Source organism: Streptomyces sp. NPDC057428 (assembly GCF_042803195.1).
Classification (GTDB): Bacteria; Actinomycetota; Actinomycetes; order Streptomycetales; family Streptomycetaceae; genus Streptomyces.
Genome location: NZ_JBHVCT010000091.1, coordinates 1 through 24467 on the forward strand (window position 1 = coordinate 1; position 24467 = coordinate 24467).

Sequence of the window (24467 nt, forward strand, 5' to 3'; positions counted from 1 at the left end):
GGGCTCATAACCCAGAGGTCGCAGGTTCAAATCCTGTCCCCGCTACTGAAGACAGGGGCCCGGATCCTTCCAAGGATCCGGGCCCCTGTCCTATGTGTCCACGCAGGAATTGCAAGGCGCCAGCGTAGGAATCTCCGAGGCGCCAGCGTAGGAAATCCGGGGCGCCCACGCGAGCGCGCCCCGGTGGAGCGCCGTCTCAGCCGGTGGCTGCGCAGTTCGGGCAGATGCCGCGGTAGGTCACTTCGACGTCCGAGACCGTGAAGCCGAAGCGCTCCTCGGCCGGCAGGTCCGCCATCGGGTTGCCCGACGGATGTACGTCGCGGATGGCGCCGCACTGTCCGCACACCAGGTGCTGGTGGGGGCGGTGGGCGTTCGGGTCGTACCGCTTGGCCCGGCGGTCGGTGGAGACCTCGATGACCTCGCCGAGGGAGACCATCTCGCCCAGCGTGTTGTACACGGTGGCGCGGGAGATCTCCGGAAGCCGGGTGACGGCCCTCGCGTGAACCTCGTCCGCCGTCAGGTGCACATGGTCCCCTTCGAGAACCTCGGCCACGACGCGCCGCTGTGCGGTCATGCGCCAGCCGCGTCCACGAAGTCGTTCCAGGAGGTCACTCATAGGGCCAGCCTAACAGTGGAAAGGCTGTGTCCCGAGTGGGTTTGACTTTAGATGGCAGCTTGACTTGGACGAAGTCCATTGTAGGATCGAATTCGTATTGAGCAGGGCAGGCTGCGCGGGCACGACGGTGCGCAGGAAAGACTTCAGGAGGCGCGCGTGACGCAGGGACCGCTCACCACGGAGGCCGGGGCACCGGTGGCCGACAACCAGAACAGTGAGACCGCCGGCCCGGGTGGACCGGTCCTCGTCCAGGACCAGGCGCTCCTGGAGAAGCTCGCCCACTTCAACCGCGAGCGCATTCCCGAGCGCGTCGTCCACGCGCGCGGCGCCGGTGCCTACGGCACGTTCACGCTGACCCGTGACGTCTCGCAGTGGACCCGGGCGAAGTTCCTCTCCGAGGTCGGCAAGCAGACCGAGACCTTCCTCCGCTTCTCCACCGTGGCGGGCAACCTCGGCTCCGCCGACGCGGCGCGGGACCCCCGGGGCTGGGCGCTGAAGTTCTACACCGAAGAGGGCAATTACGACCTCGTCGGCAACAACACCCCGGTGTTCTTCATCAAGGACGCCATCAAGTTCCCCGACTTCATCCACACCCAGAAGCGCGACCCGTACACCGGCTCTCAGGAGGCGGACAACGTCTGGGACTTCTGGGGCCTGTCGCCCGAGTCCACGCACCAGGTGACCTGGCTGTTCGGCGACCGCGGCATCCCGGCCTCGTACCGTCACATGAACGGGTACGGCTCGCACACCTTCCAGTGGAACAACGAGGCCGGCGAGGTCTTCTGGGTCAAGTACCACTTCAAGACCGACCAGGGCATCAAGAACCTCACCACCGAGGAGGCCGTGCGCCTCTCCGGTGTCGACCCGGACAGCCACCAGCGCGACCTGCGCGAGTCCATCGAGCGGGGCGACTTCCCCAGCTGGACAGTGCAGGTCCAGGTCATGCCCGCGGCCGAGGCCGCCGGCTACCGCTTCAACCCGTTCGACCTCACCAAGGTGTGGCCGCACGAGGACTACCCGCCGATCGAGATCGGCAAGCTGGAGCTCAACCGCAACCCGGAGAACGTCTTCGCCGAGGTCGAACAGTCGATCTTCAGCCCGGCGCACTTCGTGCCCGGCATCGGGCCGTCCCCGGACAAGATGCTCCAGGGCCGCCTCTTCGCGTACGGCGACGCCCACCGCTACCGCGTCGGCATCAACGCCGACCACCTGCCGGTGAACCGCCCGCACGCCACCGAGGCGCGCACCAACAGCCGTGACGGCCACCTCTACGACGGCCGCCACAAGGGTGCGAAGAACTACGAGCCGAACAGTTTCGGCGGCCCGAACCAGATCGACAGGCCGCTCTGGCAGTCCGTACCCGTCACCGGCGGCACGGGCAACCATGAGGCGCCGGTCCACGCCGAGGACAACGACTTCGTGCAGGCGGGCAATCTGTACCGGCTGTACTCGGACGACGAGAAGACCCGGCTGATCGACAACCTCGCCGGATTCATCGCCAAGGTCTCGCGCGACGACATAGCCGACCGTGCGGTCAACAACTTCCGTCAGGCCGACGGAGACCTCGGCAAGCGACTGGATGCCGCGGTCCAGGCCCTGCGCGGCCAGTAACGGACGCCTGTCGGCGGCGGCGGGCCGGATCCTCCCTGGACAGTTCAGGGGTCCGGCCCGCGGCTGTGCCCGGCTCCCGTCAGACCACCAGCTCGGCGGGCCGCCGCCTGGCCGGGGTCCAGCACCGGATGATGTCGCGCACCGAGACGATGCCGATCGGGCCGTCGCCGTCCAGCACGATCAGATGGCGGAAGCCCCCGTGCGTCATGGCTTCCGCGGCCTCTTCGAGGGTCCAGGTCGGCGAGGCGAAGACCACGTCGGTGGTGGTGTGGGTGGAGGCGGTCTCCACGTCGGGATCCTGCCCCGTGCCCACCGCGTTGAGGATGTCGCGCTCGGTGATGATCCCGAGGCCGCAGGTGTCGGGATCATGGACGACGGCAGCTCCGATCCGGCGGGCCGACATCAGCCGGGCCGCCTGGCGGAGGGTGTGGGCCGGGCCGATGGTGAGGACCAGTTTGCTCATGGCGTCGCGGACGAGCATGGAACGAGCCACCTCCTTCGTCATGCGAACTGGGGAACGGCCTTCGTGAGCCGATTCACAAGTTCACAAATGGGGGGACTCTCAGAGTCGCACCCCGCGGAGCACTCAACAAGAGGGTGTGGGTACCGGGACGGATGTTCGGACGGAGCCGGCGGTGCCGGGCGCCGGAGGCCCCGGCGCGATCCGGGCGCGGATCAGTAGCGCTGGTTCAGATAGCCGAGCAACTCGTCGTGCAGCAGCCCGTTCGACGCCGCCGCGTTGCCGCCGCCCGGACCGGAGACCCCGTCCAGGCTGGTGAAGCGCCCGCCCGCCTCCTGGACGATGATCGCGTTCGCGGCCATGTCCCACAGGGAGAGTTCCGGCTCCGCGCAGATGTCCACCGAGCCCTCGGCGACCATCATGTACGGCCAGAAGTCCCCGTAGCCGCGCGTACGCCAGCAGGCTCGTGTCAGGTCCATGAATCCGTCGAGCCGGCCCTGCTCCTCCCAGCCCGTCATCGATGCGTAGGCGAAGGAGGAGTCCGCGATCCGTTCGACCTTCGAGACCCCCAGCCGCGTCGCGGAGGTCAGGCTGCGGCCGGAGAAGGCGCCGGCGCCCTTCGCCGCCCACCAGCGGCGGTTGAGCGCGGGTGCCGAGACCACACCGACCACCGGCTGGAAACCGTGCTCGCCCGCCTCCATCAAGGAGATCAGCGTCGCCCATACGGGGACGCCCCGCACGTAGTTCTTGGTGCCGTCGATGGGATCGATGACCCAGCGCCGCGGCCCCGTGCCCTCGATGCCGTACTCCTCGCCGAGGATCGCGTCTCGGGGCCGTGCCCGGTGCAGATGACCCCGGATCAGCTCCTCGGCGTGCTTGTCCGCCTCGCTGACCGGCGTCATGTCCGGCTTGGTCTCGACCTTGAGGTCCAGAGCCTTGAACCGGTCCATCGTCGCCGCGTCGGCGGCGTCCGCCAGGACATGGGCAAGGCGCAGATCATCGTGGTAATCGGGCATGCCGTCACAGTATCCACAGCCAACCGCCCGGGCGACACGGACCCGTGCGGGAGCCCGGTTCCCCGGCGCGCGGACCCTTGACAGGTGCCCCGGCCGCGTCAACTCTGAGGCGCAGGTCCCGGCGTGGGAGGCGGCGATGTCGACAGCCCGTGAAGCCCTTCTGGACGCCGCGCACTCGGCGCTCTCCGGACAGTCCTGGACGTCGGTGCGCATGGTCGACGTGGCGGCCCGGGCCGGAGTGTCCCGGCAGACGCTCTACAACGAGTTCGGCAGCAAGGACGGCCTGGCCCGCGCTCTGATCCGACGCGCGGCCGACGGCTACCTGGCCGGTGTCGACCGGGCACTCGGCGCCGACCGGGGACAGGGGGGCGGCCCCGCTGAGCTCGCCCGCTGGACGGTCCGGGCGGCCGGGACGAACGTGCTGGTCAAGGCGCTGCTCACCGGCGTCTGGGGGGAACGGCTGCCGCGCCCGGGAGCCCCTCCGGCCGGGTATCACGCGAGTTGGGCACTGCCCACGCCCGGCGAACTGCTCGCGCTCGTACGCGACCGGGCGGTCGTCGCCCTGCGGAACGGCCCGACCGCGCACGACCCCGCGAAACTGGAGCTGACCTGCGAGATCGCGCTCAGGCTCGCCGTCTCGTACACGCTGGTGCCGGCGGATCCCGCGGCGGGCCGGGCAGGAGGCGCCCCGGGGGCTCAGGCCGCGGACCCCGAGAGCTGCAGTCCGATGACCCCGACGATCACCAGCGAGATCGACACCAGCTTCAGCGTGGAGACCACGTCGTCGAGGAAGACCATGCCGTAGATCGCCGTGCCCGCCGCCCCGATGCCGGTCCACACGGCGTACGCGGGGCCGACGTCGAGCTTCTTGAGCGCCAGCGTGAGCAGACCGAAGCTGCCGAGTGCGAACGCGCAGAACGCCACCGTCGGCCAGAGCCGGGTGAATCCGTGCGAGAGCTTCAGGCACACGGCGAAGCCGGTCTCGAGCAGTCCGGCGACCACGACCAGCAACCACGCCATCGTCCGTGCCTCCCACGTAGGTGACGCCTCGTCACGCTCGACGCGATTATGCCCTTACCAGCGGCAGGACCTCGCAAACGTACGCGAGTCGGACCGCGCGAGCCGACCCGCCGTCGCTCAGTCGCCCTCGCGCCGTTCCCGGGTCGAGAGGAGTCTGCGCAGCGAGTCGAGCCGCGCGGGATCGGCGTGTCCGTCCGCGACCCAGGCGTCCAGGGCGCACTCCGGCTCCTGGCCGTCGTGAGTGCAGCCGCGCGGGCAGTTCTCGGTGCCCGGCTGGAGGTCCGGGAACGCGTTGATCACACGGGAGGGGTCGACGTGGTGGAGACCGAAGGAGCGCACGCCCGGGGTGTCGACCACCCAGCCGCGGTCGTCCGGCAGGGGCAGGGCGAGCGCCGACGTGGTGGTGTGACGGCCACGGCCGGTCACCGCGTTGACCACGCCCGTCGTGCGGCGCCTGTCCTTCGGCACCAGGGCGTTCACCAGAGTGGTCTTGCCGACGCCCGAGTGCCCGACGAAGGCGGTCACCCGGTCGTGAAGCAGCTCGCGCACCCGCTCCGCCGCGTCGCCGGTCTCCAGCTCCTCGCGACTGGTCACGATGTACGGCACGCCCAGCGGGGTGTACGCCTCCAGGAGCTTGTCCGCCGAGGCCAGGTCCGACTTCGTCAGCACCAGGAGCGGGCTGAGCCCGCCGTCGTACGCGGCCACGAGACAGCGGTCGATCATGCGGGGCCGCGGCTCAGGGTCGGCCAGCGCGGTCACGATGGCCAGCTGGTCGGCGTTGGCCACGACCACTCGCTCGAAGGGGTCGTCGTCGTCGGCCGTGCGGCGGAGCACCGAGGTGCGGGCGCCGATCCGCACGATGCGGGCCAGGGTGTCCTTGTCGCCGGAGAGGTCGCCCACGAGGGAGACGCGGTCGCCCACCACGGCGGCCTTCCGGCCCAGCTCCCGGGCCTTCATGGCCATCACCGTGCGGTCGTCGACCAGGCAGGTCAGCCGGCCCCGGTCGACGGTGAGGACCATGCCCTCCTGGGCGTCCTCGTGCTTGGGGCGGGTGTGCGTCCGGGGCCGGTTGCCCTTGGGGTTGGGACGGAAGCGGATGTCGTCCTCGTCGGGGTTCTTCCCGTAACGGCGCACGTCCTCAGACCCCGCTGCTTCCGCGGGAGGCGCCGAGTGCCCCGGGTGCGACGCCGACCGCGCCGGACGGCTCGCCGAGCATGCCGGTCCACATCTCCGGGAAGTCCGGCAGGGTCTTCGCGGTCGTGCCGACGTTCTCGATCTCCACCCCGGCCACGGCGAGGCCGATGATCGCGCCCGCCGTCGCCATCCGGTGGTCGTCGTACGTGTGGAACACCCCGCCCCGCAGCGGCCGGGGCCGGATGCGCAGACCGTCGGCGGTCTCCGTGACATCGCCGCCGAGGCCGTTGATCTCCTTGGTCAGCGCGGCCAGCCGGTCCGTCTCGTGCAGCCGCAGGTGGGCGACGCCGCTCAGCGTGGACGGGGAGTCCGCGAGCGCGGCGAGGGCCGCGATGCCGGGCGTCAGCTCACCGACCTCGCTCAGGTCGACGTCGATGCCGTGGACGGTGCCCGAGCCCGTGAAGGTGAGGCCCCGCTCGGTCAGCTCGCACGAGCCACCCATTGCGGTGAAGATCTCGCGCAGCGCGTCACCCGGCTGGGTGGTCCGCAGCGGCCAGTCGGGGACGGTGACGCGGCCACCGGTCACCAGCGCCGCCGCGAGGAAGGGCTGGGCGTTCGAGAGGTCGGGCTCCACGGTCAGATCGCGGCCCAGCAGCGCGGAGGGGGACACCCGCCAGACGTTCGGCTCGCCCCCCGACTCGGGCTCGTCGACCTGGGCGCCCACCGAGCGCAGCATGTCGACCGTCATCCGGATGTGCGGCATGGAGGGCAGCGCGGAGCCGGTGTGGCGGACCTCCACCCCCTGGTTGAAGCGCGGCGCGGACAGCAGCAGTGCGGAGACGAACTGGGACGAGGAGGAGGCGTCGATCGCCACCGGCCCGCCGTCCAGAGCACCCGCTCCGTGCACGGTGAGCGGGAGGGTGCCCCGGCCGTCGTCGTCGATCCGGGCGCCCAGCGCCTTCAACGCGTCGATCACACCGTGCAGGGGGCGCTCGTAGGACCGGGGGTCGCCGTCGAAGTGGACGGGACCGTCGGCGAGGCAGGCCACCGGCGGCAGGAAGCGCATGACCGTACCCGCGTTGCCGACGTCCACCCGGGCCGGGCCGTGCAGACCGGCCGGGATGACCCGCCAGGCCTCGCCCGAGCCGTCGGGGCCCACGCCCTCCTCGATGCCGACCCCCATCGCGCGCAGGGCCTGCGCCATCAGCAGGGTGTCGCGGGACCGCAGCGGGCGGCGCAGCCAGCCGGGCTCTGAGGACAGTGCGGCGAGCACGAGAGCGCGGTTGGTGACCGACTTCGATCCGGGCACGGTGACGGTCGCGTCGACGGCCCCGGTCGCACGGGGGGCGGGCCAGAGGGCAGGGTGCACGGCACTTTCGGTCATGCCTCTCACTTTAGTGGCTCACCGCAAACCCAGATCCTGATCAAAAGGGCAGAAACCGGGGCGTAATACAAGGGTGATACAGGGCCGGTGCCCACCCGCGCCCACTCACCCGCCTTCACAGCCCGAGCAGCCAGCGCCCGCCGCCGATCATCGAGCTGAGCGACACCACGTGGAAGAGGAACAGCCACATCGCCGCCGGAGCGTGCGTCAGCCGTGCGAGCTGGTCGGCGTCGGAGTCGGGCGCACCGCCGTGACGCCGCTTGGACTGCAGCTCGAACGCCGGGCGTACGCCGCCGAGCAGCAGGAACCAGACCACGGTGTACGCGAACGCCGCCTGGACCTCTGCCGACGTCAGCCATGAAACGAGCAGGAACGTCGTGCCCGTGAGGATGACGGTCAGGGCCCCGTACAGGTTGCGGATCATGACCAGCATGACCGCCAGGAGCGCGGTCGCCAGCCACAGGAGCAGGGTGATCCGGCCGGCGGCCAGCAGCCACGCCCCGCCCAGCCCGAGCAGCGGGGGAGCCGTGTAGCCGGCCGCCGCCGTGAGGATCATGCCGATGCCGGTGGGCTTGCCCCGGCTGACGGTCAGCCCGCTGGTGTCCGAGTGCAGGCGGATACCGGACAGCTGGCGTCCGGTGAGCAGGGCCACGAGCCCGTGGCCGCCTTCGTGCGCGATGGTGATCGCGTTCCGGGAGAGTCGCCATATGAGGTTCGGCACGACGGCGACGAGCGCCGCTGTGGCCGTCACGACCACCAGCCACTGTGCGGGGGCGGGCTGGGTTCCGAAGACGCGGTCCCACAGCTCACCCAGATCGGTGCTGTCCATGACGCGGGCGGCTCCTTCCATCCTCGAGGGATTCACGTCCACTCGACCGGCGGGTCGTGGCAGTCTGGCACTTATGTGCGGACGGTATGCAGCGAGTCGGCGGCCAGAGGACCTGACCGGGCTCTTCGGTGTCGAGAAGTGGGAACCGACCGAGACCCTGGAGCCCGACTGGAACGTCGCGCCGACCAAGGAGGTCTACGCGATTCTGGACCGTCCTGTGAAGGACGCGGACGACCAGCGGCCGGTTCGCCAGCTGCGCACCCTGAAATGGGGGCTCGTGCCGTCCTGGTCGAAGACACCGGAGGGCGGCGCACGCATGATCAACGCGCGCGCGGAGACCGTCCACGAGAAGCCGTCCTTCCGCCGCTCCTTCGTCTCCAGGCGCTGCATCCTGCCGGCGGACGGCTACTACGAGTGGGTCACCGGCGCCGACGAGCGGCAGCTGGAGGAGAAGGGGAAGAAGAAGCGGCCCCGGAAGCAGCCGTACTTCGTCACGCCCGCCGACGGCTCCGTCTTCGCCATGGCAGGCCTGTACGAGTTCTGGCGGGACCGCACCCTTCCCGACGACCACCCGCAGGCCTGGTGGGTGACCTGTTCCGTGATCACCACCGAGGCGGAGACGTCACCCCTCGCCGTGGCCCCCGCCGAAGGGCCGGGCTCGCTCTCCGACATCCACCCCCGTATGCCCCTGATGCTCACGCCGGACCGCTGGGACGACTGGCTCGACCCCTCGCGGACCGACGTCGAGGAACTGAAGGCACTGCTCGCGCCGCCGCCCGGCGGCCTGATGCGCGCCTACCCGGTGGCCACCACCGTCAGCAACGTCCGCAACAACGGCCCGGAACTCCTGGAGGAGCTGGCCGCGCCGGAGGTGAGCACGCTCTTCTGACCCGGCAGGATGGCCCCGTGAGACGTACCACAGGGACATCGAAGAGGACAGAGGCCGTCGCCACGGACGCCGGGGAAGCGAGGATCACCTGGCTCCCGGCGAAGGACGCGCGCCTCGTACTGGCTCTGGGCCACGGCGCCGGGGGAGGCATCGAGGCCCGTGACATCCAGGCACTGGCCTCAGCGCTGCCGGCGCGCGGCGTGACCGTGGCCCTGGTCGAGCAGCCGTGGCGGGTGGCCGGGAAGAAGCTCGCGCCGGCACCCCGGACCCTGGACACCGGCTGGAGCGGACTGTGGCCCGCCCTGATCGCACCCGGGCTGCCCGTCGTCGCCGGCGGGCGCAGTGCGGGGGCCCGGGTCGCCTGCCGGACCGCTGCCGCACTGGGCGCCCGTGCGGTGCTCGCGCTGAGTTTCCCGCTGCACCCGCCGGGCAACCCGGAGAAGTCCCGTCAGGACGAGTTGCTGGGGGCCGGGGTGCCCGTACTGGTGGTCCAGGGCGGCCGCGACCCGTTCGGGCGTCCGGAGGAGTTTCCTTCGGGGGAGCACGGGCTTGTCGAGGTGCCGTACGCGGACCACGGCTTCGCCGTCCCGAAGAAGGCCCCGCTGACCCAGGATCAGGCCATGGACCTGCTCACCGGCGCGGTGGCCGGGTGGCTGGACGCACTTCCCCTGCCCGGGTAGTCCCGCTCACACTCGGCCCGTCGGCACGAGGCCCGGGAATGCGGCATGGGGGGCGGCTGTTGTGGCTGGTGTCGGTACAACAACGTCGTACGTGGAGAGGGAGTCCGTCGCATGGGTTCCACCATCTGCCCGAGCCGCTCGAACGCCGCCGAACTCGAGTGGACGGTGCTTCACGCGGCCAAGAGCGCGCCCGGGCGCGCGCCGGGCACAGCGGAGCGACAGCCCGCGCAGCAGCAAGGTCGACTATTCTCCGAGGCGAGTGGGTCCGCTTTCGGCCCCGCCACATCGTTGGAGGAGGTGGGTCCGGTCACTGGGACCGACACAGGGACCGACGACGGCCGTGCGCAGGAGACGACTGCCGAGCGCAACGCGCGCTTCGAGCGGGACGCCCTCGGATATCTCGACCAGATGTACTCCGCGGCGCTGCGCATGACGCGCAACCCGGCGGATGCCGAGGACCTGGTCCAGGAGACCTACGCGAAGGCGTACGGCTCCTTCCACCAGTTCCGTGAGGGCACGAACCTCAAGGCGTGGATGTACCGCATCCTCACCAATACCTTCATCAACTCGTACCGCAAGAAGCAGCGCGAACCCCAGCGCAGTGCGGCCGAGGAGATCGAGGACTGGCAGCTGGCACGTGCGGAGTCGCACATGTCCACCGGTCTGCGCTCGGCCGAGTCCCAGGCGCTCGACCACCTGCCGGACTCCGACGTGAAGTCGGCCCTGCAGTCGATCCCGGAAGAGTTCCGGATCGCTGTGTATCTCGCGGACGTAGAGGGCTTTGCGTACAAGGAGATCGCGGACATCATGGGGACACCCATCGGTACGGTCATGTCCCGACTGCACCGGGGGCGCCGTCAGCTGCGCGGCATGCTGGAGGACTACGCGCGCGAGCGCGGGCTCGTCCCGGCCGGCGCCGGTGAGTCGGACGAAACGAAAGGCTCGGCCTCATGAGCTGCGGAGAGCCGCACGAGACGGATTGCTCAGAGGTTCTCGATCATCTCTACGAGTTTCTCGACCATGAGATGCCCGAGGGCGACTGCACCAAGTTCGAGGTGCATTTCGAGGAGTGCTCCCCGTGCCTCGAGAAGTACGGCCTCGAGCAGGCCGTGAAGAAGTTGGTCAAGCGCTGCTGCGGGCAGGACGACGTGCCCGCCGATCTGCGCTCGAAGGTGATGGGGCGGATCGACCTGATCCGTTCGGGACAGGCCGTTCCCGAACAGGACGTGGCCGTGGGCGGCGCCGACCGCCCGGCCGCCGCCGCGGAGTGACGGCTTCCGTCCCCGCGCACTAAGCGCCGTTACCCCCGGTCGTGTCACCCGAATGTGCTAATCCGGCCGGTTCGGGTCCTCCATGGAGCCCAAGTCGCTAGCCTGGCGCCCTCATTGACCAGGCTGGGGGCGGGCGATACGGGTGAGGGGCACACCGGGGGCGGCGCGCGTCCACATTCTGTGCGTGGCCGTGTGTGCCGCCTTCTGCGCCGCGCCCGCGCTGTCGGGCGCCGCGACCCCCTGGGGCACGCTCGCCCTCCTCGCCGCGCTCCATCTGGCCTGTGAGATCGCGGGCCGGGTCCCCGTCCTCGGCAGCAGACTGCCGGTGGACGCCGGATCGTTCTTCCCCCTGCTCCTCGCCGCCGCTTTCCTGCTGACGCCGTCGGCAGCCGTCCTCGTCGCAGTGCCCGGCTCCCTGGCGGGCCGGGTCGACCGGCCGCCGTTCGCGGCGCGCCGGGTCTGGCGAGCCGCGCAGCTCGCCCTGACCGTGGGTGCGGCATCGTGGACCTACGCGTTCCTGGGCGGGCCCGCCACGCTCGGAGGCGCGGCGGGAGGAGCCCTGCCGGACCTTCCGTACGCCCTGCTCCCGGCCTGCGCGACGGCCCTCGTCTTCAGCCTCGTCCTGGCGGCGCTGGACGGCGGCATCCTCGTCACGGCGGAGCGGATGGCGGTCGGGCACGCGTGGCGGGGGCTCGCGGCCCGTTCGGTGGGTCCGCACCTGGTGCACGCCCTCGCCGGACTGATGATGGCCGTCCTCTGGCGCAGCTCGTACGGGCCGGTCTCCGCGCTGTTCGTCCTGCTGCCGATGTACATCTCCTGCTGGGTGTTCGCGCAGTACCACCGCCGGCACGCCGCGCACCGCGCCACCATCAGGGCGCTGGTCCAGGCGGTCGACATCAAGGACGGCTACACCCGCGGGCACAGTGAGCGGGTGGGCCGCGCCTCCGAGCTGATCGCGCGTGAACTCGGCATGGAGGAGAGCCGGATGGAGGCGCTGCGTTTCGCCGGCATCCTGCACGACATCGGCAAGCTCGGCGTCCCGACCCGGGTACTGCGCAAGGACGGTCCGCTCACCCCCGAGGAGCGCAGGGTCATCGAACTGCACCCCGAGTACGGGCACGAGATCGTCCGGGGCATCGGCTTCCTCGACGAGGCGCGCGCCGCGATCCTGCACCATCACGAGCGGCTGGACGGCAGCGGGTATCCGTACGGTCTCGCCGGTGACGAGATCCCGGAGTTCGCCCGGGTGGTCGCCGTCGCGGACGCCTTCGACGCGATGACCTCGACCCGCTCCTACCGGCGCGGACGGCCGGTCCCCGCCGCCGTCGAGGAGCTCAGGCGCTGTGCCGGCAGCCAGTTCGATCCGCTGATGGTGCGGGCCCTGGCGTGCGCGCTCGACCGTCACGGCTGGTCCGCGGCGGCCAACACGGTCACGTCGGAGGAGGAGCCGGCGCTTCTGCCGCAGCAGAAGCGCCCGGGGGAGCGGCCGCCGGCCGCCGGGGCGCCCGACCGGCCGGGACGGCCCCTGTGACCCCCTCGCGCGGGACCCAGCGTGCCGCCTTCGTGGTCCGGGCGGCCGCGACGGCCCTCGCCGCCGTCGCACTCGCTCATACGCTGTGGAACGGCCTCGCCGAGCCCGGCCACGCGCTCGCCTTCGGCCTGCTGGTCACCGTCGGTGAACTGGCCCGCTGGGGCGCCCTGCCCGGCGAGCGCGAACCCGCGCCGCTGGGGGCCGCTGGAGCGCTGGCGTACGCCCTGCTCGGCCGGAGCGGCGGGCAGGAGACGACGCACGGCGCCCTGCAGGTCGTCACCGTCGTCGTCGCTGCGCAGCTCCTCGCCTCCGTGCCCCACCTGGCACGGGGCAGCGGTCCCGGTCCCGACCAGGCGGCCCGCCGCGTCCTGGCCGCCGCTTTCGCCGCCGTGTGCTTCCAGCCGCTCCACCATTCGGGCCTGAGCGACCGCTGGCTCGGCGAGGGGCCGTACGTCGCCGTCCTCCTGCTCCTGCTGCTGGTGCTCACCGCCCTCTGCGAGGCCGTACTCGCGGCACTCACGGCGGACACCGACCGCCCGTACGGGCCGCGGCTCCGCGACGAGCTGCGCGCACTCAGCGGCATCGGCCCCGCGGTGTGCGCGACCGGTGCGGTGATGGCCCTCGGGGTCGCCGCCGCGGGCCTGTGGGCGCTGCCCGTCCTGTGCGTCCCGCTGATGCTCACCCAGGTGTCGTTCCGCCGGTACGCCGCCGTCCGCACGACCTACAGGCAGACGATCGCGTCGCTGGCCCGGTCCACAGAGATCGCCGGCTACACCCCGCACGGCCACGCCCGCAGGGTGGCCGACCTCTCGACGGCCGTGGGGCGGGAGCTCGGGCTCGGCGGACCCGAGCTGACCGTCCTGGAGTACGCGGCGCTCATGCACGACATCGGCCAGCTCTCGCTCGTCGATCCGGTGCCGGACGGGGCCACCGCGGCCCTCCCTGTGGACGAGCAGCGCCGCATCGCCCTGCTCGGCGGGGCGGTCGTGCGGCAGACGGGGGTGGACCCCGCGGTGGCCGTGGTGGTGGAGCGGCAGGCGGATCCCTACCGGGAGCAGCAGACTGCCGCCAGAATCGTCCGTGCGGTCAACGCGTACGACGACCTGTGCGGGGAAGGCGGCAAGGGGTCCTTGCGGGCGCTGGAGCATCTCAGGCTCGGTACCGGCCGTGACTACCAGCCACAGGTGGTGGAAGCGCTGGCCAGGGTCCTGGCGCGAGGCGGTGCCCTGCCGGTGCGGACCGGGTAACCCATGGGTAATGAGCGAGCGTCCTGCCCGGCATGGTTGGATGCGAAGAGAGCGGCAAACGAGGGTGTCCAGTCGGGACAGGCGGGAATCGTGAGGATCTTCGGGAAGGTACGGCATCGGCCGTCCGCCTCTTGGCGGCAGGCCACGGACCGCGCGTTCACGCTGATCGGCGACGGCCGGTACGAGGACGCGGGGGCGCTGCTGACGCGCGCGGCGGACCTGGAGCCCTGGCTCTCCGAGTCCTGGTTCAATCTCGCGCTGCTGCACAAGTTCCGGCACGACTGGGAGCAGGCCAGGGCCGCGGGACTGCGGGCCGTCGCCCTGCTGGACCGGGAGTCCGGCGCCCCGGACTGGTGGAACGTCGGTATCGCCGCCACCGCGCTCCAGGACTGGCCGCTGGCGCGCCGGGCCTGGCAGGCCTACGGCCTCAAGGTGCCCGGCAGCGGCCAGTACAACGCCGCGGCCAACAGCGAGCCCACGGGCATGGAGCTCGGCAGCGCGGCCGTGCGGCTCTCGCCCGAGGGCGAGGCCGAGGTCGTCTGGGGCCGCAGGCTCGATCCGGCACGGCTGGAGGTGCTGTCGATCCCGTTGCCGTCCTCCGGGCGGCGCTGGGGTGAGGTCGTCCTGCACGACGGCGTGCCGAACGGCGAGCGGGTCACTGCGGCCGGGCCGTCCTACCCGGTCTTCGACGAGATCGAGCTGTGGGCACCGTCACCCGTCCCCACCTGGGTGGTGCTGCTGGAAGCCGCCACCGAGGCGGACCGGGACGCGCTTGAGCAGCTCGCCTCGGACGCCGGCTTCGCGGCGGAGGACTGGTCGTCCTCCGTGCGGCTGCTGTGCCGTGCCTGTTCGGAGAGCCGGATGGAGAGCGACGAGGGCGACGGCGAGCACCTCGATCCGCACGACCACAGCGAGCCGGGCCACCCAGGCCCCCTGGGCCACCGGACCGCCGGTGACCTTTGGGTTCCGGAGCGCGAGTGCGGGATAGCGGCCCCGGCCGGGCTGGTGCGCGGACTCCTGGACGGCTGGGTGGCGGACAGTCCGGACAGCCGTGAGTGGCGCGATCTGGAAGAAGTCTGCTGAGCGGTGCCCGTAGGCTGTACGCGCACCGATCCCGGTGCGGTGATCACGGGTTTCAGGCTTGCAGGAAGGCGTACGGCGGACATGTCGCAGCAGGAGACGGACGAGCGGACCGGTGTGGACGACGAGGGCTTCCTCGTGGACACCGAGGACTGCGAGGCGCGTGAGGCGGCGTACCGCGAGCGCGGCACCTCCCGTCCGATCACGGTCGTGGGCAACCCGGTCCTGCACAAGGAGTGCAGTGACGTCACGGAGTTCGGCGACGAGCTCGCGCAGCTGATCGACGACATGTTCGCGAGTCAGCGGACGGCCGAGGGCGTGGGCCTGGCCGCCAACCAGATCGGCGTGGACCGCAAGGTCTTCGTGTACGACTGCATGGACGACGACGGTGTCCGGCACGTCGGCGTGATCTGCAACCCGGTCCTTGAGGACCTGGCGCCCGAGCAGCGCAACCTCGACGACTCCAACGAGGGCTGCCTCTCGGTCCCGACGGCGTACGCCGCGCTCGCGCGCCCCGACTACGCGGTCGTGCGCGGTCAGGACGCCGAGGGCAACGCCGTGAAGGTGCGCGGCAGCGGGTACTTCGCGCGGTGCCTCCAGCACGAGACGGACCACCTGTACGGCTACCTCTACATCGACCGGCTCTCGAAGCGGGACCGCAAGGACGCGCTGAAGCAGATGGCGGAGGGCACGCCCCGCTACGAGGTCGTCCCCAACGACTGATCCCGGACATTCTCCCGGAGGGGTCCCGCCGCCGGCGGGACCCCTCCGCCGTCTGGTGAGCGTGCACCAGAGGCCCAGCCACTTCTCGTACGCCGCCCGGCTGCGCGGTGCCCGTACGCCAGGTCGTGGGCCAGGTGTCAGAAGCGGTCTAGAAGTCGTCGTCGAAGCCGACGGACCCCTCCACCGCCACCTGATAGGCGGACGGCCGACGCTCGAAGAAGTTCGTCAGTTCCTGCACGCCCTGCAGCTCCATGAAGGAGAACGGGTTCTCCGAGCCGTAGAGCGGCGGGAAGCCGAGCCGGGTGAGCCTCTGGTCGGCGACGCACTCCAGGTACTGGCGCATCGACTCGGTGTTCATGCCGGGCAGGCCCTCGCCGCACAGGTCGCGGCCGAACTGCAGCTCCGCCTCGACCGCCTCCCTCAGCATGTCGGTGACCTGCTGCTGGAGCTCGTCGTCGAAGAGGTCCGGCTCCTCCTTGCGGACGGTGTCCACCACCTCGAAGGCGAAGTTCATGTGCATCGTCTCGTCGCGGAAAACCCAGTTGGTGCCCGTGGCGAGACCGTGCAGCAGACCGCGCGAGCGGAACCAGTAGACGTACGCGAAGGCGCCGTAGAAGAACAGTCCCTCGATGCACGCGGCGAAGCAGATGAGGTTGAGCAGGAAGCGGCGGCGGTCCGCCTTCGTCTGCAGCCGCTCGATCTTCTCGACCCCTCCTTCCCCATCCAGGGCAGCCATCCAGCGGAAGCAGAACTGTGCCTTCTCGCGGATGGAGGGGATCTCCTCGACCGCGTCGAACGCCGCCGCGCGGTCCGCCGGGTCGGGCAGATAGGTGTCGAGCAGCGTCAGATAGAACTGGACGTGCACGGCCTCCTCGAACAGCTGACGCGACAGGTAGAGGCGCGCCTCGGGCGAGTTGATGTGCTTGTACAGCGTCAGCACGAGGTTGTTGGAGACGATCGAGTCACCCGTCGCGAAGAACGCCACCAGCCGGCCGATCATGTGCTGCTCGCCGGGCGAGAGCTTGGCGAGGTCGGCGACGTCCGAGTGGAGGTCCACCTCCTCGACCGTCCAGGTGTTCTTGATCGCGTCCCGGTAGCGCTCGTAGAAGTCCGGGTAGCGCATGGGGCGCAGGGTCAGCTCGAAGCCCGGGTCCAGCAGGTTCTTGTTCTCGGACGTACTCATTACTGGCAGGCCTCGCAGGACTCGGGGTTTTCGAGGGAACAGGCGATCGCGTCCGCGTCGGGCGCCGACGCCTGCTGCAGGGGAATGGGGGCGGCCGCGGAGGCCTTCCCGGACGCCGCGCGGGCGATCCGGGTCGCAGGGCGCGAACGCAGGTAGTACGTCGTCTTGAGCCCCTGCTTCCAGGCGTACGCGTACATCGAGGAGAGCTTGCCGATCGTCGGCGTCTCCAGGAACAGGTTGAGCGACTGGCTCTGGTCGAGGAACGGCGTACGGGCGGCCGCCATGTCGATCAGACCGCGCTGGGGGATCTCCCACGCCGTGCGGTACAGCGCCCGGACGTCTTCCGGGATCCAGGCGAAGCCCTGCACGGAACCGCTGGCATCGCGCAGTGCCTCACGTGTCCGTGCGTCCCAGACGCCGAGCCGCTTCAGTTCGTCCACCAGGTAGCCGTTGACCTGAAGGAACTCTCCGCTGAGCGTCTCGCGCTTGAAGAGGTTGGAGACCTGCGGCTCGATGCACTCGTACACCCCGGCGATCGAGGCGATCGTCGCCGTCGGCGCGATGGCGAGCAGCAGGGAGTTGCGCATCCCGGTCTTCGCGACCCGGGCGCGCAGCGCGTCCCAGCGCTCGGGCCAGTTCAGCTCGGTGTCGTAGTGGTCGGGGTGCAGCACACCCCGGGCGGCGCGGGTCTCGGACCAGGCGGGGAGCGGGCCCGACCTCTCGGCGAGGTCGCAGGAGGCCTCGTAGGCGGCCAGCATGATCCGCTCGGAGATCCTCGTGGACAGCGCGCGGGCCTCGGGGGAGTCGAAGGGCAGCCGCAGCTGGAAGAAGACGTCCTGCAGCCCCATCGCGCCGAGGCCCACCGGCCGCCAGCGGGCGTTGGACCGGCCGGCCTGCTCGGTCGGGTAGAAGTTGATGTCGACGACCCGGTCCAGGAAGGTCACGGCGGTGCGCACGGTGGCGTCCAGCCGATCCCAGTCGATGGTGCCGTCGGCGACGAACGCGCCCAGGTTGACCGAGCCGAGGTTGCAGACGGCCGTCTCGCCGTCGTCGGTGACCTCGAGGATCTCGGTGCACAGGTTGGAGGAGTGCACGACCCGGCCGGGCTCGGCGGTCTGGTTCGCCGTGCGGTTCGACGCGTCCTTGAACGTCATCCAGCCCTGTCCGGTCTGGGCGAGGGTGCGCATCATGCGGCCGTACAGCTCGCGTGCCGGCATCGACTTGCGCGCCAGTCCCTTGGCTTCGGCCGCGCGGTACACCGCGTCGAAATCGTCGCCCCACAGGTCGACCAGCTCGGGTACATCGGCCGGCGAGAACAACGACCAGTCCGAGTCCGCGTCGACGCGGCGCATGAACTCGTCCGGGATCCAGTGCGCGAGGTTGAGGTTGTGCGTACGCCGCTGGTCCTCACCGGTGTTGTCGCGCAGCTCCAGGAACTCCTCGATGTCCGCGTGCCAGGTCTCCAGGTAGACGGCGGCGGCGCCCTTGCGCCGGCCGCCCTGGTTGACCGCCGCGACCGAGGCGTCCAGCGTCTTGAGGAACGGCACGATGCCGTTGGAGTGGCCGTTCGTGCCGCGGATCAGCGAACCGCGGGCGCGGACGCGGGAGTACGAGAGGCCGATGCCGCCCGCGTGCTTCGAGAGGCGGGCCACCTGGTGGTAGCGGTCGTAGATCGAGTCGAGCTCGTCGAGCGGCGAGTCCAGCAGGTAGCAGGAGGACATCTGGGGGTGCCGGGTGCCGGAGTTGAAGAGGGTCGGCGAGGACGGCAGGTAGTCGAGGCGGCTCATCAGGCCGTACAGGGCGGCCACTTCGTCCAGAGCGCGCTGCGAGGTGTCCTCGGCGAGCCCGGCGGCGACGCGCAGCATGAAGTGCTGCGGGGTCTCGATGACCTGCCGGGTGAGCGGGTGGCGCAGCAGATAGCGGCTGTGCAGCGTGCGCAGGCCGAAGTAGCCGAAGCGGTCGTCGGCCCCGTCGGCGAGCGAGCGTTCCACCAGCGCGTCCAGAGCTGCCGCGTGCAGCGTGACGAACTCGGCCGTACGGTCCGCGATCAGGCCCTCGCGGCGCCCCACGGCGACCGACGAGGAGAAGGACACCGCGCCCTCGCCCGCCGCCTCGTCCGTGATCGCGCGGGTGAGCAGCCGGGCGGCGAGCCGGGAGTAGGCCGGGTCCTCCGAGATCAGACCCGCGGCCGCCTCGGTGGCCAGCGAGCGCAGCTCGGCCTCGTCCGCCCGCGCGCTCCGGCCGCGCAGCGCGGCGGCCGCGACCCGTCCGGGGTCGGTGTCGGGAAGATCGGCGGTGAGTCCGGTCAGGGTCCGCAGCAGCGCGGTCCCGGGCGCGTCGGTCGTGAGGCTCTCGGATTCCGTGGCTGAAACCGGGTCGGCTGGCGCGATGGTCACTGGGGCTATCCCTCGCTCGGCTCGGGGCCTGCGGGGAGCGGGGCAGCCGGGCGCGGGACACCCGGGGAGGGGCACGGCGCGCACGGCGTCCACCGGCCCTCCGCGGGGCCCGGACGTCTCGGCGTCCGGTTCGGTCGAGCCGGACGCGCTGTCGGCAGGTCTTCGGACTCCGCGGTGCGCGAACGCACACCGATCACACCGTTGCGGGACAGTTCCGGATTCGCACCGGATTCCCCTGCGGCGACAACGAGGTTGAGCATACATGTGGGGGCTGCCGATCGAGGCAGCCCCCACATGTAGTGTCGCGATGGGTCAAAAGGCGAGGCGGAACGTCAGCAGCGGGGTGAAGCCCGGGAGAGGGCTCCAGTCCCGCTCCGGGGTTCGTACGAAGCCGAGGCGCCGGTAGATGCGGTGGGCGGCCTCCATGGACGACTGGGTCGACAGCACGACCCCGGAGAGCCCCTCCGTGGCGCGTGCCCGATCGACACAGGCCCCGACGAGCGCCTCGCCGGCACCCCGGCCACGCGCCTCCCGGGAGACGGCCAGCATCCGGAACTCGGCTTCGTCGCTCCGGGCGACATCCGCCCACGGGCTGCCGGGAGCCACGTAGGTGACGCCTCCCAGCAGGCGGCCGCCGGAGCCGACCGCCGCCAGTACGAGGGCCTCCCCGGCGCGCCGTCCGACGGCGCGGAGCTGTTCGAGGTACGGATCGGCGGAGCCGAAGTCCAGCAGTCCGTCGCCGAGATAGGCCTGGGCGGTGATCTCACCCAGGGCCTCGTGCTCCGTGGCGCGGACCGGTCTGATCGAGACATCCATGCGCGGAGTCTGCCGCAGACGCCCTGTCCGGCGCACGTACCTTTCGCGACGGCGTCGGGATGAGCACCCCCCACACGGGTCCGTCCCGGCAGGGCGGACCCCGCCGGGACGGACGATTCGCGTCCTACAGGCGTTCCAGCGGCTCGTGATCGCCCGGCGCACCCACCGTGACCGACGGGAGCGTGGCCTTGACGCCGGGCTCGCCGACGTCCGCGGTGTAGTCGGACGGCGAGGTCTCGTCGATACCGGCCGGGGCCTTCAGCGCGTTCAGGACGAAGGTCAGCACGACCACGACGACGATGTTCAGCACGATGGCGGTGAGACCGATGTAGCCGATCTCGCCGATGCCCGGGATCTCCTTGGAGGAGCCGCCGAAGTGCTTCTGCGTCGGGCTGGCGACGCCGTAAGCCGCCACCGTGCCGTACACCATGCCGACGGCCCAGCCCGCGATCAGGGCCCAGCGGTGGAACCACCGGGTGAACAGGCCGCCCACCAGCGCCGGCATGGTCTGGAGGATCCAGATCCCGCCGAGCAGCTGGAAGTTGATCGCGACCGTCTTGTCCATGGTGAGGACGAAGGCGAGCGCGCCCACCTTGACCAGCAGCGAGACCAGCTTGGAGACCTTGGTCTCCTGGGCCGGGGTCGCGTCGGGCTTGATGAAGTCCTTGTAGATGTTCCTGGTGAAGAGGTTCGCCGCGGCGATCGACATGATCGCGGCGGGCACCAGGGCGCCGATCCCGATCGCGGCGAAGGCCACACCCGCGAACCAGTCGGGGAACATGTTCTCGAACAGCTGGGGGATCGCAAGCTGTCCGTTGTCCACCTTGATCCCGGCCGCGATCGCCATGAACCCGAGAAGGGCGAGCAGACCCAGCATCAGGGAGTACAGCGGCAGGATGGTGGTGTTGCGCCGGATCACCTCACGGCTGCGGCTGGAGAGCGTCGCCGTGATCGAGTGCGGGTACATGAAGAGCGCCAGTGCCGAGCCGAGTGCCAGCGTGGCGTAGCCCCACTGCCCCATCTCGCCCGGGACCAGGGCGCCGCGCGGTTTGCCCGTCGCCTCGTTCGTCTGCGCGAACGCCTCGCCCGCCTTCGCGAAGATGTCGTCGAAGCCGCCGAGCTTGATCGGGATGTAGATGATTGCCACCGCGATGACCAGGTAGATCAGGCCGTCCTTGACGAACGCGATGAGCGCGGGTGCCCGCAGTCCCGAGGAGTACGTGTACGCGGCGAGCACCGCGAAGGCGATCAGCAGCGGCAGGTCCTTGACGAACCAGTGCGTGTTCTCGCCGCCGCCGACGCCCATGACGTCCAGCACGGCCTGGATGCCGACCAGCTGCAGCGCGATGTACGGCATGGTGGCGAGGATGCCGGTGAGGGCCACCGCCAGAGAGAGCCCCTTCGAGCCGAAGCGGCCGCGGACGAAGTCCGACGTGGTGACGTAGCCGTGCTTGTGCGACACCGACCACAGGCGCGGCAGGAAGGTGAAGATCAGCGGGTAGACGAGGATCGTGTACGGGACGGCGAAGAAGCCCGCCGCGCCCGCCGCGTAGATCGCCGCGGGGACCGCGACGAAGGTGTACGCGGTGTACAGGTCACCGCCGAGCAGGAACCAGGTGACCCAGGTGCCGAACGACCGGCCGCCCAGACCCCATTCGTCCAGGCTCGCCTCGTTCTCGGCCTTGCGCCAGCGCGCGGCCATGAATCCGATGACCGTGACGGCCAGGAAGAAGAAGATGAACACGGCGAGTGCGACGCCGTTCACACCGTCCTTCATGCGGAAGCACCTCCCCTACGGGCGCGCTGGTCACGCTGCCACAGCTTGTAGGCGATCATGGTGAGCGCGGTCGAGATGAGCACCCAGAGCATCTGGTACCAGTAGAAGAAGGGGATCCCGATGAAGGCCGGGTCGACCTTCGCGTACGAGCCCACCCAGAGCATCGCCACGAACGGTGCGATCAGACAGAGCGCGATGACCACCCTGGCGGGTGTCACTGTTGGTGGTTTCGCCTCGGTTTTCTCTGACATCGGCAACTCCGTCCCCTCGCTGATCACCAGTTGTAATGCGCAGGAAATCTAGGCGAGGGTTCCGCCCAGCGTCACCCCCCGTCCGCATTGCGGTCCTGCAACGGTCCGCGGGACGCCCGGAACGACCGGATCCCCCCGCGGTCGCGCGAGGCCATCCGAGGGTGCCGGACGGCGCCGCAGTCAGTCGGTGGGGCGCTTCAGGCGGGCGACGAACTTGTACCGGTCGCCCCGGTAGACCGAGCGCACCCACTCCACCGGCTCGCCGTGCCCGTCGATCGAGTGCCGGGACAGCATGAGCATCGGGAGCCCGACGTCCGTACCCAGCAGTCCGGCCTCGCGCGGGGTGGCGAGCGAGGTCTCGATGGTCTCCTCGGCCTCGGCGAGCCGCACGTCGTACACCTCGGCCAGCGCGGTGTAGAGGGACGTGTACTTCACCAGTGAACGGCGAAGCGCGGGGAAGCGCTTCGCCGAGAGGTGCGTGGTCTCGATGGCCATCGGCTCACCGCTGGCGAGCCGCAGCCGCTCGATCCGCAGCACCCGTCCCCCCGCGGTGATGTCCAGCAGCCCGGCGAGCGTGTCGTCCGCCGTGACGTAGCCGATGTCCAGGAGCTGGGACGTGGGTTCCAGGCCCTGGGCCCGCATGTCCTCGGTGTACGAGGTGAGTTGCAGGGCCTGCGAGACCTTCGGCTTGGCGACGAAGGTTCCCTTGCCCTGGATGCGTTCCAGCCGGCCCTCGACGACCAGCTCCTGAAGGGCCTGGCGCACCGTGGTGCGCGAGGTGTCGAACTCGGCGGCCAGCGTCCTCTCGGGCGGCACGGGGGTGCCGGGCGGCATGGTGTCCGTCATCTCGAGGAGATGCCGCTTGAGCCGGTAGTACTTAGGGACGCGTGCCGTGCGCGTACCCGCACCGGTCTCGCCCGTACTGCTGGCCCCGTCGGCACCCATGATCCGCCTTCCCGACTGCTGCGTTGCTGCCGTCACCGGCTCCTCCGTCTGTCGCGGCTCACATGGTGGCACGGTCCGGTCACGGGTCGTCGCCCTCCCTTAGGTGTCGGTCCTGTAACGGACGCGAGTGCACTTCTTATACACCCTTGACACCCCTAAAGGTCTAGGCCAAGCTCCCGGTACTGGTCTAAACCATTAAAGACCAGGTCCCAGCCCCAGCAGAACTACTCGTCGGTGTCTTAGCGGTGGGCGGGGGGGTTGCAGCACCCTGAGGAGGGTTTGGCGTGAAGCGCAAGCTCATCGCGGCGATCGGCGTCGCGGGCATGATGGTCAGCATGGCGGCATGTGGCTCCGACGACGGCGGCAGCGACAGCAGCGGCAAGAAGTCCGGTCCCGACAGCTACAAGGGACAGACCCTCACCGTCTGGGCCATGGACGGCTCGACGCCCGAGCAGTGGCAGAAGGATCTTACCGCCGAATTCGAGAAGAAGACCGGCGCGAAGGTCAAGTTCGAGGTCCAGCAGTGGAACGGCATCCAGCAGAAGCTGACGACCGCCCTCTCCGAGGAGAACCCGCCGGACGTCTTCGAGATCGGCAACACCCAGACCGCGGCGTACGCAAAGACCGGCGGGCTCGCCGACCTCGGTGACCTCAAGTCGGAGATCGGCGGCGACTGGGCCGCCAACCTGAACGAGGCCGCGGTCGTGGACGGCAAGCAGTACGCCGCCCCGTGGTACTTCGCCAACCGCGTGGTCCTCTACAACAAGACGGTCTTCGCGGAGGCGGGTGTCACCGAGACCCCCAAGACCCGTGACGAGTTCTTCGCCGCACTCGACAAGATCAAGGCCAAGGGCAAGGCCGAGCCGCTCTACCTGCCCGGCCAGAACTGGTACTTCTTCGACGGTCTCACCATCGGCAAGGGTGCGGACCTCATCAAGAAGGACGGGGACAGGTGGGTATCCAACCTCGCCGACCCGAAGATCGGCGAGGCGATGGACCTGTACAAGAAGTACCAGTCCTACTCCAAGGCCCCCAAGGACAAGGACGAGGCGACCCCGCAGCAGGCCGACGTCTTCGCCAAGGGCAAGACCGGCGCCTTCATCGGCATGGGCTGGGAGGCCGGCACGGCGATCGCGGCCAACCCGGCCATCGAGAAGGAGATCGGCTACTTCACCATCCCGGGTGAGACCGCCGACAAGCCCGAGGGCGTCTTCCTCGGCGGCTCCAACCTCGCCGTGGCCGAGGGCAGCGCGAAGCAGGACCTCGCCAAGGAGTTCCTGAAGCTCGCGCTCTCCGACCAGTTCGAGGGCCAGCTCGCCAAGCTGAACGGCGTCATCCCGAACAAGGAGTCGCTGAACACGAACCTGGCCGGCAACCCCGTCGCCGAGGCCGCGGCGCCGTCCGCCAAGGTCGGTGGCACCACACCGCTGATCCCCGAGTGGGCCGCGGTCGAGAACGCCCCGAACCCGATCAAGACCTTCATGACGGCGGTCCTGAACGGCAAGTCGAACGCCGAGGCCGCCAAGCAGGTCGAGGCGGAGCTCAACAAGCGTCTCGCGCAGAAGCAGTAAGGCCGGACTGCCGGGGGACGGGCTCCGACACGGGGCC

General features: G+C 70.3%; 24 protein-coding genes and 1 riboswitch. Of the genes, 11 read left to right on the forward strand and 13 right to left on the reverse strand.

Annotation, left to right across the window (positions count from 1 at the left end; translation table 11 throughout):
- Positions 1-196 precede the first annotated feature (196 nt).
- Entirely contained in the window at positions 197-616 is a 420-nt protein-coding gene (locus ACFU5K_RS26290; protein ID WP_384065937.1) for a Fur family transcriptional regulator, read from the reverse strand.
- A gap of 156 nt (positions 617-772) precedes the next feature.
- Here ACFU5K_RS26290 and ACFU5K_RS26295 point away from each other — a divergent pair, with 156 nt between their 5' ends.
- The gene (locus tag ACFU5K_RS26295; RefSeq protein WP_384065939.1) at positions 773-2227 is read left to right on the forward strand and encodes a catalase; all 1455 of its coding nucleotides are present in this window, start codon (positions 773-775) and stop codon (positions 2225-2227) included.
- A gap of 79 nt (positions 2228-2306) precedes the next feature.
- Here ACFU5K_RS26295 and ACFU5K_RS26300 read toward each other — a convergent pair whose 3' ends face one another.
- The gene (locus ACFU5K_RS26300) at positions 2307-2708 is read right to left on the reverse strand and encodes a cyclic nucleotide-binding/CBS domain-containing protein (protein ID WP_384065978.1); all 402 of its coding nucleotides are present in this window, start codon (positions 2706-2708) and stop codon (positions 2307-2309) included.
- A 194-nt stretch (positions 2709-2902) separates the two neighbouring features.
- Positions 2903-3703 (reverse strand): histidinol-phosphatase, encoded by an 801-nt coding sequence (hisN, locus tag ACFU5K_RS26305; RefSeq protein WP_384065941.1) that lies wholly within the window; start codon positions 3701-3703, stop codon positions 2903-2905.
- A 136-nt stretch (positions 3704-3839) separates the two neighbouring features.
- Between hisN and ACFU5K_RS26310 the strand changes: the two genes are divergently transcribed.
- Positions 3840-4508 carry a TetR/AcrR family transcriptional regulator gene (locus ACFU5K_RS26310; protein WP_384065943.1) on the forward strand — a complete coding sequence of 223 codons (669 nt, stop codon included), beginning with the start codon at positions 3840-3842 and terminating at the stop codon, positions 4506-4508.
- On the opposite strand, the gene ACFU5K_RS26315 is transcribed toward ACFU5K_RS26310, so the two are convergent.
- The 4 genes from ACFU5K_RS26315 to ACFU5K_RS26330 form a co-directional block, all read right to left on the reverse strand.
- A complete protein-coding gene (locus ACFU5K_RS26315; RefSeq protein WP_384065945.1) occupies positions 4400-4723 on the reverse strand; it encodes a DMT family transporter in 324 nt (107 codons plus the stop codon). The genes ACFU5K_RS26310 and ACFU5K_RS26315 overlap by 109 nt on opposite strands.
- Before the next feature lie 117 nt (positions 4724-4840).
- Complete coding sequence (gene rsgA / locus ACFU5K_RS26320) at positions 4841-5857, reverse strand: ribosome small subunit-dependent GTPase A (RefSeq protein WP_384065947.1); 1017 nt, start codon at positions 5855-5857, stop codon at positions 4841-4843.
- 4 nt (positions 5858-5861) lie between these two features.
- Positions 5862-7241 carry a 3-phosphoshikimate 1-carboxyvinyltransferase gene (gene aroA, locus ACFU5K_RS26325; protein ID WP_384065949.1) on the reverse strand — a complete coding sequence of 460 codons (1380 nt, stop codon included), beginning with the start codon at positions 7239-7241 and terminating at the stop codon, positions 5862-5864.
- A gap of 115 nt (positions 7242-7356) precedes the next feature.
- The gene (locus tag ACFU5K_RS26330; RefSeq protein ID WP_384065951.1) at positions 7357-8070 is read right to left on the reverse strand and encodes a M50 family metallopeptidase; all 714 of its coding nucleotides are present in this window, start codon (positions 8068-8070) and stop codon (positions 7357-7359) included.
- 73 nt (positions 8071-8143) lie between these two features.
- Here ACFU5K_RS26330 and ACFU5K_RS26335 point away from each other — a divergent pair, with 73 nt between their 5' ends.
- The 8 genes from ACFU5K_RS26335 (at position 8144) to def (ending at position 15491) form a co-directional block, all read left to right on the forward strand.
- Positions 8144-8959 carry an SOS response-associated peptidase gene (locus tag ACFU5K_RS26335; protein ID WP_384065953.1) on the forward strand — a complete coding sequence of 272 codons (816 nt, stop codon included), beginning with the start codon at positions 8144-8146 and terminating at the stop codon, positions 8957-8959.
- A gap of 17 nt (positions 8960-8976) precedes the next feature.
- The gene (locus tag ACFU5K_RS26340) at positions 8977-9639 is read left to right on the forward strand and encodes an alpha/beta family hydrolase (RefSeq protein ID WP_384065955.1); all 663 of its coding nucleotides are present in this window, start codon (positions 8977-8979) and stop codon (positions 9637-9639) included.
- 297 nt (positions 9640-9936) lie between these two features.
- Positions 9937-10593, forward strand: coding sequence for a sigma-70 family RNA polymerase sigma factor (locus ACFU5K_RS26345; protein ID WP_030123667.1), 657 nt, complete (start codon positions 9937-9939; stop codon positions 10591-10593).
- Positions 10590-10910 carry a mycothiol system anti-sigma-R factor gene (gene rsrA / locus ACFU5K_RS26350; protein WP_384065957.1) on the forward strand — a complete coding sequence of 107 codons (321 nt, stop codon included), beginning with the start codon at positions 10590-10592 and terminating at the stop codon, positions 10908-10910. The genes ACFU5K_RS26345 and rsrA overlap by 4 nt, the downstream gene beginning before the upstream one ends.
- A 142-nt stretch (positions 10911-11052) precedes the next feature.
- The gene (locus ACFU5K_RS26355; protein ID WP_384065959.1) at positions 11053-12441 is read left to right on the forward strand and encodes an HD-GYP domain-containing protein; all 1389 of its coding nucleotides are present in this window, start codon (positions 11053-11055) and stop codon (positions 12439-12441) included.
- Positions 12438-13688 carry an HD-GYP domain-containing protein gene (locus tag ACFU5K_RS26360; protein ID WP_384065961.1) on the forward strand — a complete coding sequence of 417 codons (1251 nt, stop codon included), beginning with the start codon at positions 12438-12440 and terminating at the stop codon, positions 13686-13688. Before ACFU5K_RS26355 ends, ACFU5K_RS26360 begins: the two co-directional genes overlap by 4 nt.
- A gap of 90 nt (positions 13689-13778) precedes the next feature.
- A complete protein-coding gene (locus ACFU5K_RS26365; protein ID WP_329040459.1) occupies positions 13779-14771 on the forward strand; it encodes a hypothetical protein in 993 nt (330 codons plus the stop codon).
- 81 nt (positions 14772-14852) lie between these two features.
- The gene (def, locus tag ACFU5K_RS26370) at positions 14853-15491 is read left to right on the forward strand and encodes a peptide deformylase (RefSeq protein WP_384065964.1); all 639 of its coding nucleotides are present in this window, start codon (positions 14853-14855) and stop codon (positions 15489-15491) included.
- A gap of 148 nt (positions 15492-15639) precedes the next feature.
- Here def and ACFU5K_RS26375 read toward each other — a convergent pair whose 3' ends face one another.
- From ACFU5K_RS26375 to ACFU5K_RS26400, 6 genes are all read right to left on the reverse strand, one after another.
- Positions 15640-16674, reverse strand: coding sequence for a ribonucleotide-diphosphate reductase subunit beta (locus tag ACFU5K_RS26375; protein WP_384065966.1), 1035 nt, complete (start codon positions 16672-16674; stop codon positions 15640-15642).
- The gene (locus ACFU5K_RS26380; protein WP_384065968.1) at positions 16674-19070 is read right to left on the reverse strand and encodes a ribonucleoside-diphosphate reductase subunit alpha; all 2397 of its coding nucleotides are present in this window, start codon (positions 19068-19070) and stop codon (positions 16674-16676) included. Before ACFU5K_RS26380 ends, ACFU5K_RS26375 begins: the two co-directional genes overlap by 1 nt.
- A 135-nt stretch (positions 19071-19205) precedes the next feature.
- Positions 19206-19364: riboswitch (cobalamin riboswitch) on the reverse strand.
- Positions 19365-19382: 18 nt separating this feature from the next.
- Positions 19383-19886, reverse strand: a complete 504-nt coding sequence (locus ACFU5K_RS26385; RefSeq protein ID WP_384065970.1) for a GNAT family N-acetyltransferase — start codon at positions 19884-19886, stop codon at positions 19383-19385.
- 124 nt (positions 19887-20010) lie between these two features.
- Positions 20011-21663 (reverse strand): monocarboxylate uptake permease MctP, encoded by a 1653-nt coding sequence (gene mctP, locus ACFU5K_RS26390; protein ID WP_384065972.1) that lies wholly within the window; start codon positions 21661-21663, stop codon positions 20011-20013.
- Entirely contained in the window at positions 21660-21914 is a 255-nt protein-coding gene (locus ACFU5K_RS26395; RefSeq protein ID WP_384065974.1) for a DUF3311 domain-containing protein, read from the reverse strand. The genes mctP and ACFU5K_RS26395 overlap by 4 nt, the downstream gene beginning before the upstream one ends.
- Before the next feature lie 180 nt (positions 21915-22094).
- Positions 22095-22859, reverse strand: coding sequence for a GntR family transcriptional regulator (locus ACFU5K_RS26400; RefSeq protein ID WP_384065981.1), 765 nt, complete (start codon positions 22857-22859; stop codon positions 22095-22097).
- Positions 22860-23143: 284 nt separating this feature from the next.
- Here ACFU5K_RS26400 and ACFU5K_RS26405 point away from each other — a divergent pair, with 284 nt between their 5' ends.
- On the forward strand, positions 23144-24430 hold the full coding sequence (locus tag ACFU5K_RS26405; protein ID WP_384065976.1) for an extracellular solute-binding protein: 1287 nt from the start codon (positions 23144-23146) through the stop codon (positions 24428-24430).
- Positions 24431-24467: the final 37 nt, after the last annotated feature.

Coding starts and splice junctions, on each gene's coding strand:
- ACFU5K_RS26290 (WP_384065937.1), bottom strand. CDS start 616: ATGAGTGACCTCCTGGAACGACTTCGTGGACGCGGCTGGCGCATGACC.
- ACFU5K_RS26300 (WP_384065978.1), bottom strand. CDS start 2,708: ATGCTCGTCCGCGACGCCATGAGCAAACTGGTCCTCACCATCGGCCCG.
- hisN (WP_384065941.1), bottom strand. CDS start 3,703: ATGCCCGATTACCACGATGATCTGCGCCTTGCCCATGTCCTGGCGGAC.
- ACFU5K_RS26310 (WP_384065943.1), top strand. CDS start 3,840: ATGTCGACAGCCCGTGAAGCCCTTCTGGACGCCGCGCACTCGGCGCTC.
- ACFU5K_RS26315 (WP_384065945.1), bottom strand. CDS start 4,723: ATGGCGTGGTTGCTGGTCGTGGTCGCCGGACTGCTCGAGACCGGCTTC.
- aroA (WP_384065949.1), bottom strand. CDS start 7,241: ATGACCGAAAGTGCCGTGCACCCTGCCCTCTGGCCCGCCCCCCGTGCG.
- ACFU5K_RS26330 (WP_384065951.1), bottom strand. CDS start 8,070: ATGGACAGCACCGATCTGGGTGAGCTGTGGGACCGCGTCTTCGGAACC.
- ACFU5K_RS26335 (WP_384065953.1), top strand. CDS start 8,144: ATGTGCGGACGGTATGCAGCGAGTCGGCGGCCAGAGGACCTGACCGGG.
- rsrA (WP_384065957.1), top strand. CDS start 10,590: ATGAGCTGCGGAGAGCCGCACGAGACGGATTGCTCAGAGGTTCTCGAT.
- def (WP_384065964.1), top strand. CDS start 14,853: ATGTCGCAGCAGGAGACGGACGAGCGGACCGGTGTGGACGACGAGGGC.
- ACFU5K_RS26375 (WP_384065966.1), bottom strand. CDS start 16,674: ATGAGTACGTCCGAGAACAAGAACCTGCTGGACCCGGGCTTCGAGCTG.
- ACFU5K_RS26385 (WP_384065970.1), bottom strand. CDS start 19,886: ATGGATGTCTCGATCAGACCGGTCCGCGCCACGGAGCACGAGGCCCTG.
- mctP (WP_384065972.1), bottom strand. CDS start 21,663: ATGAAGGACGGTGTGAACGGCGTCGCACTCGCCGTGTTCATCTTCTTC.
- ACFU5K_RS26395 (WP_384065974.1), bottom strand. CDS start 21,914: ATGTCAGAGAAAACCGAGGCGAAACCACCAACAGTGACACCCGCCAGG.
- ACFU5K_RS26400 (WP_384065981.1), bottom strand. CDS start 22,859: ATGGGTGCCGACGGGGCCAGCAGTACGGGCGAGACCGGTGCGGGTACG.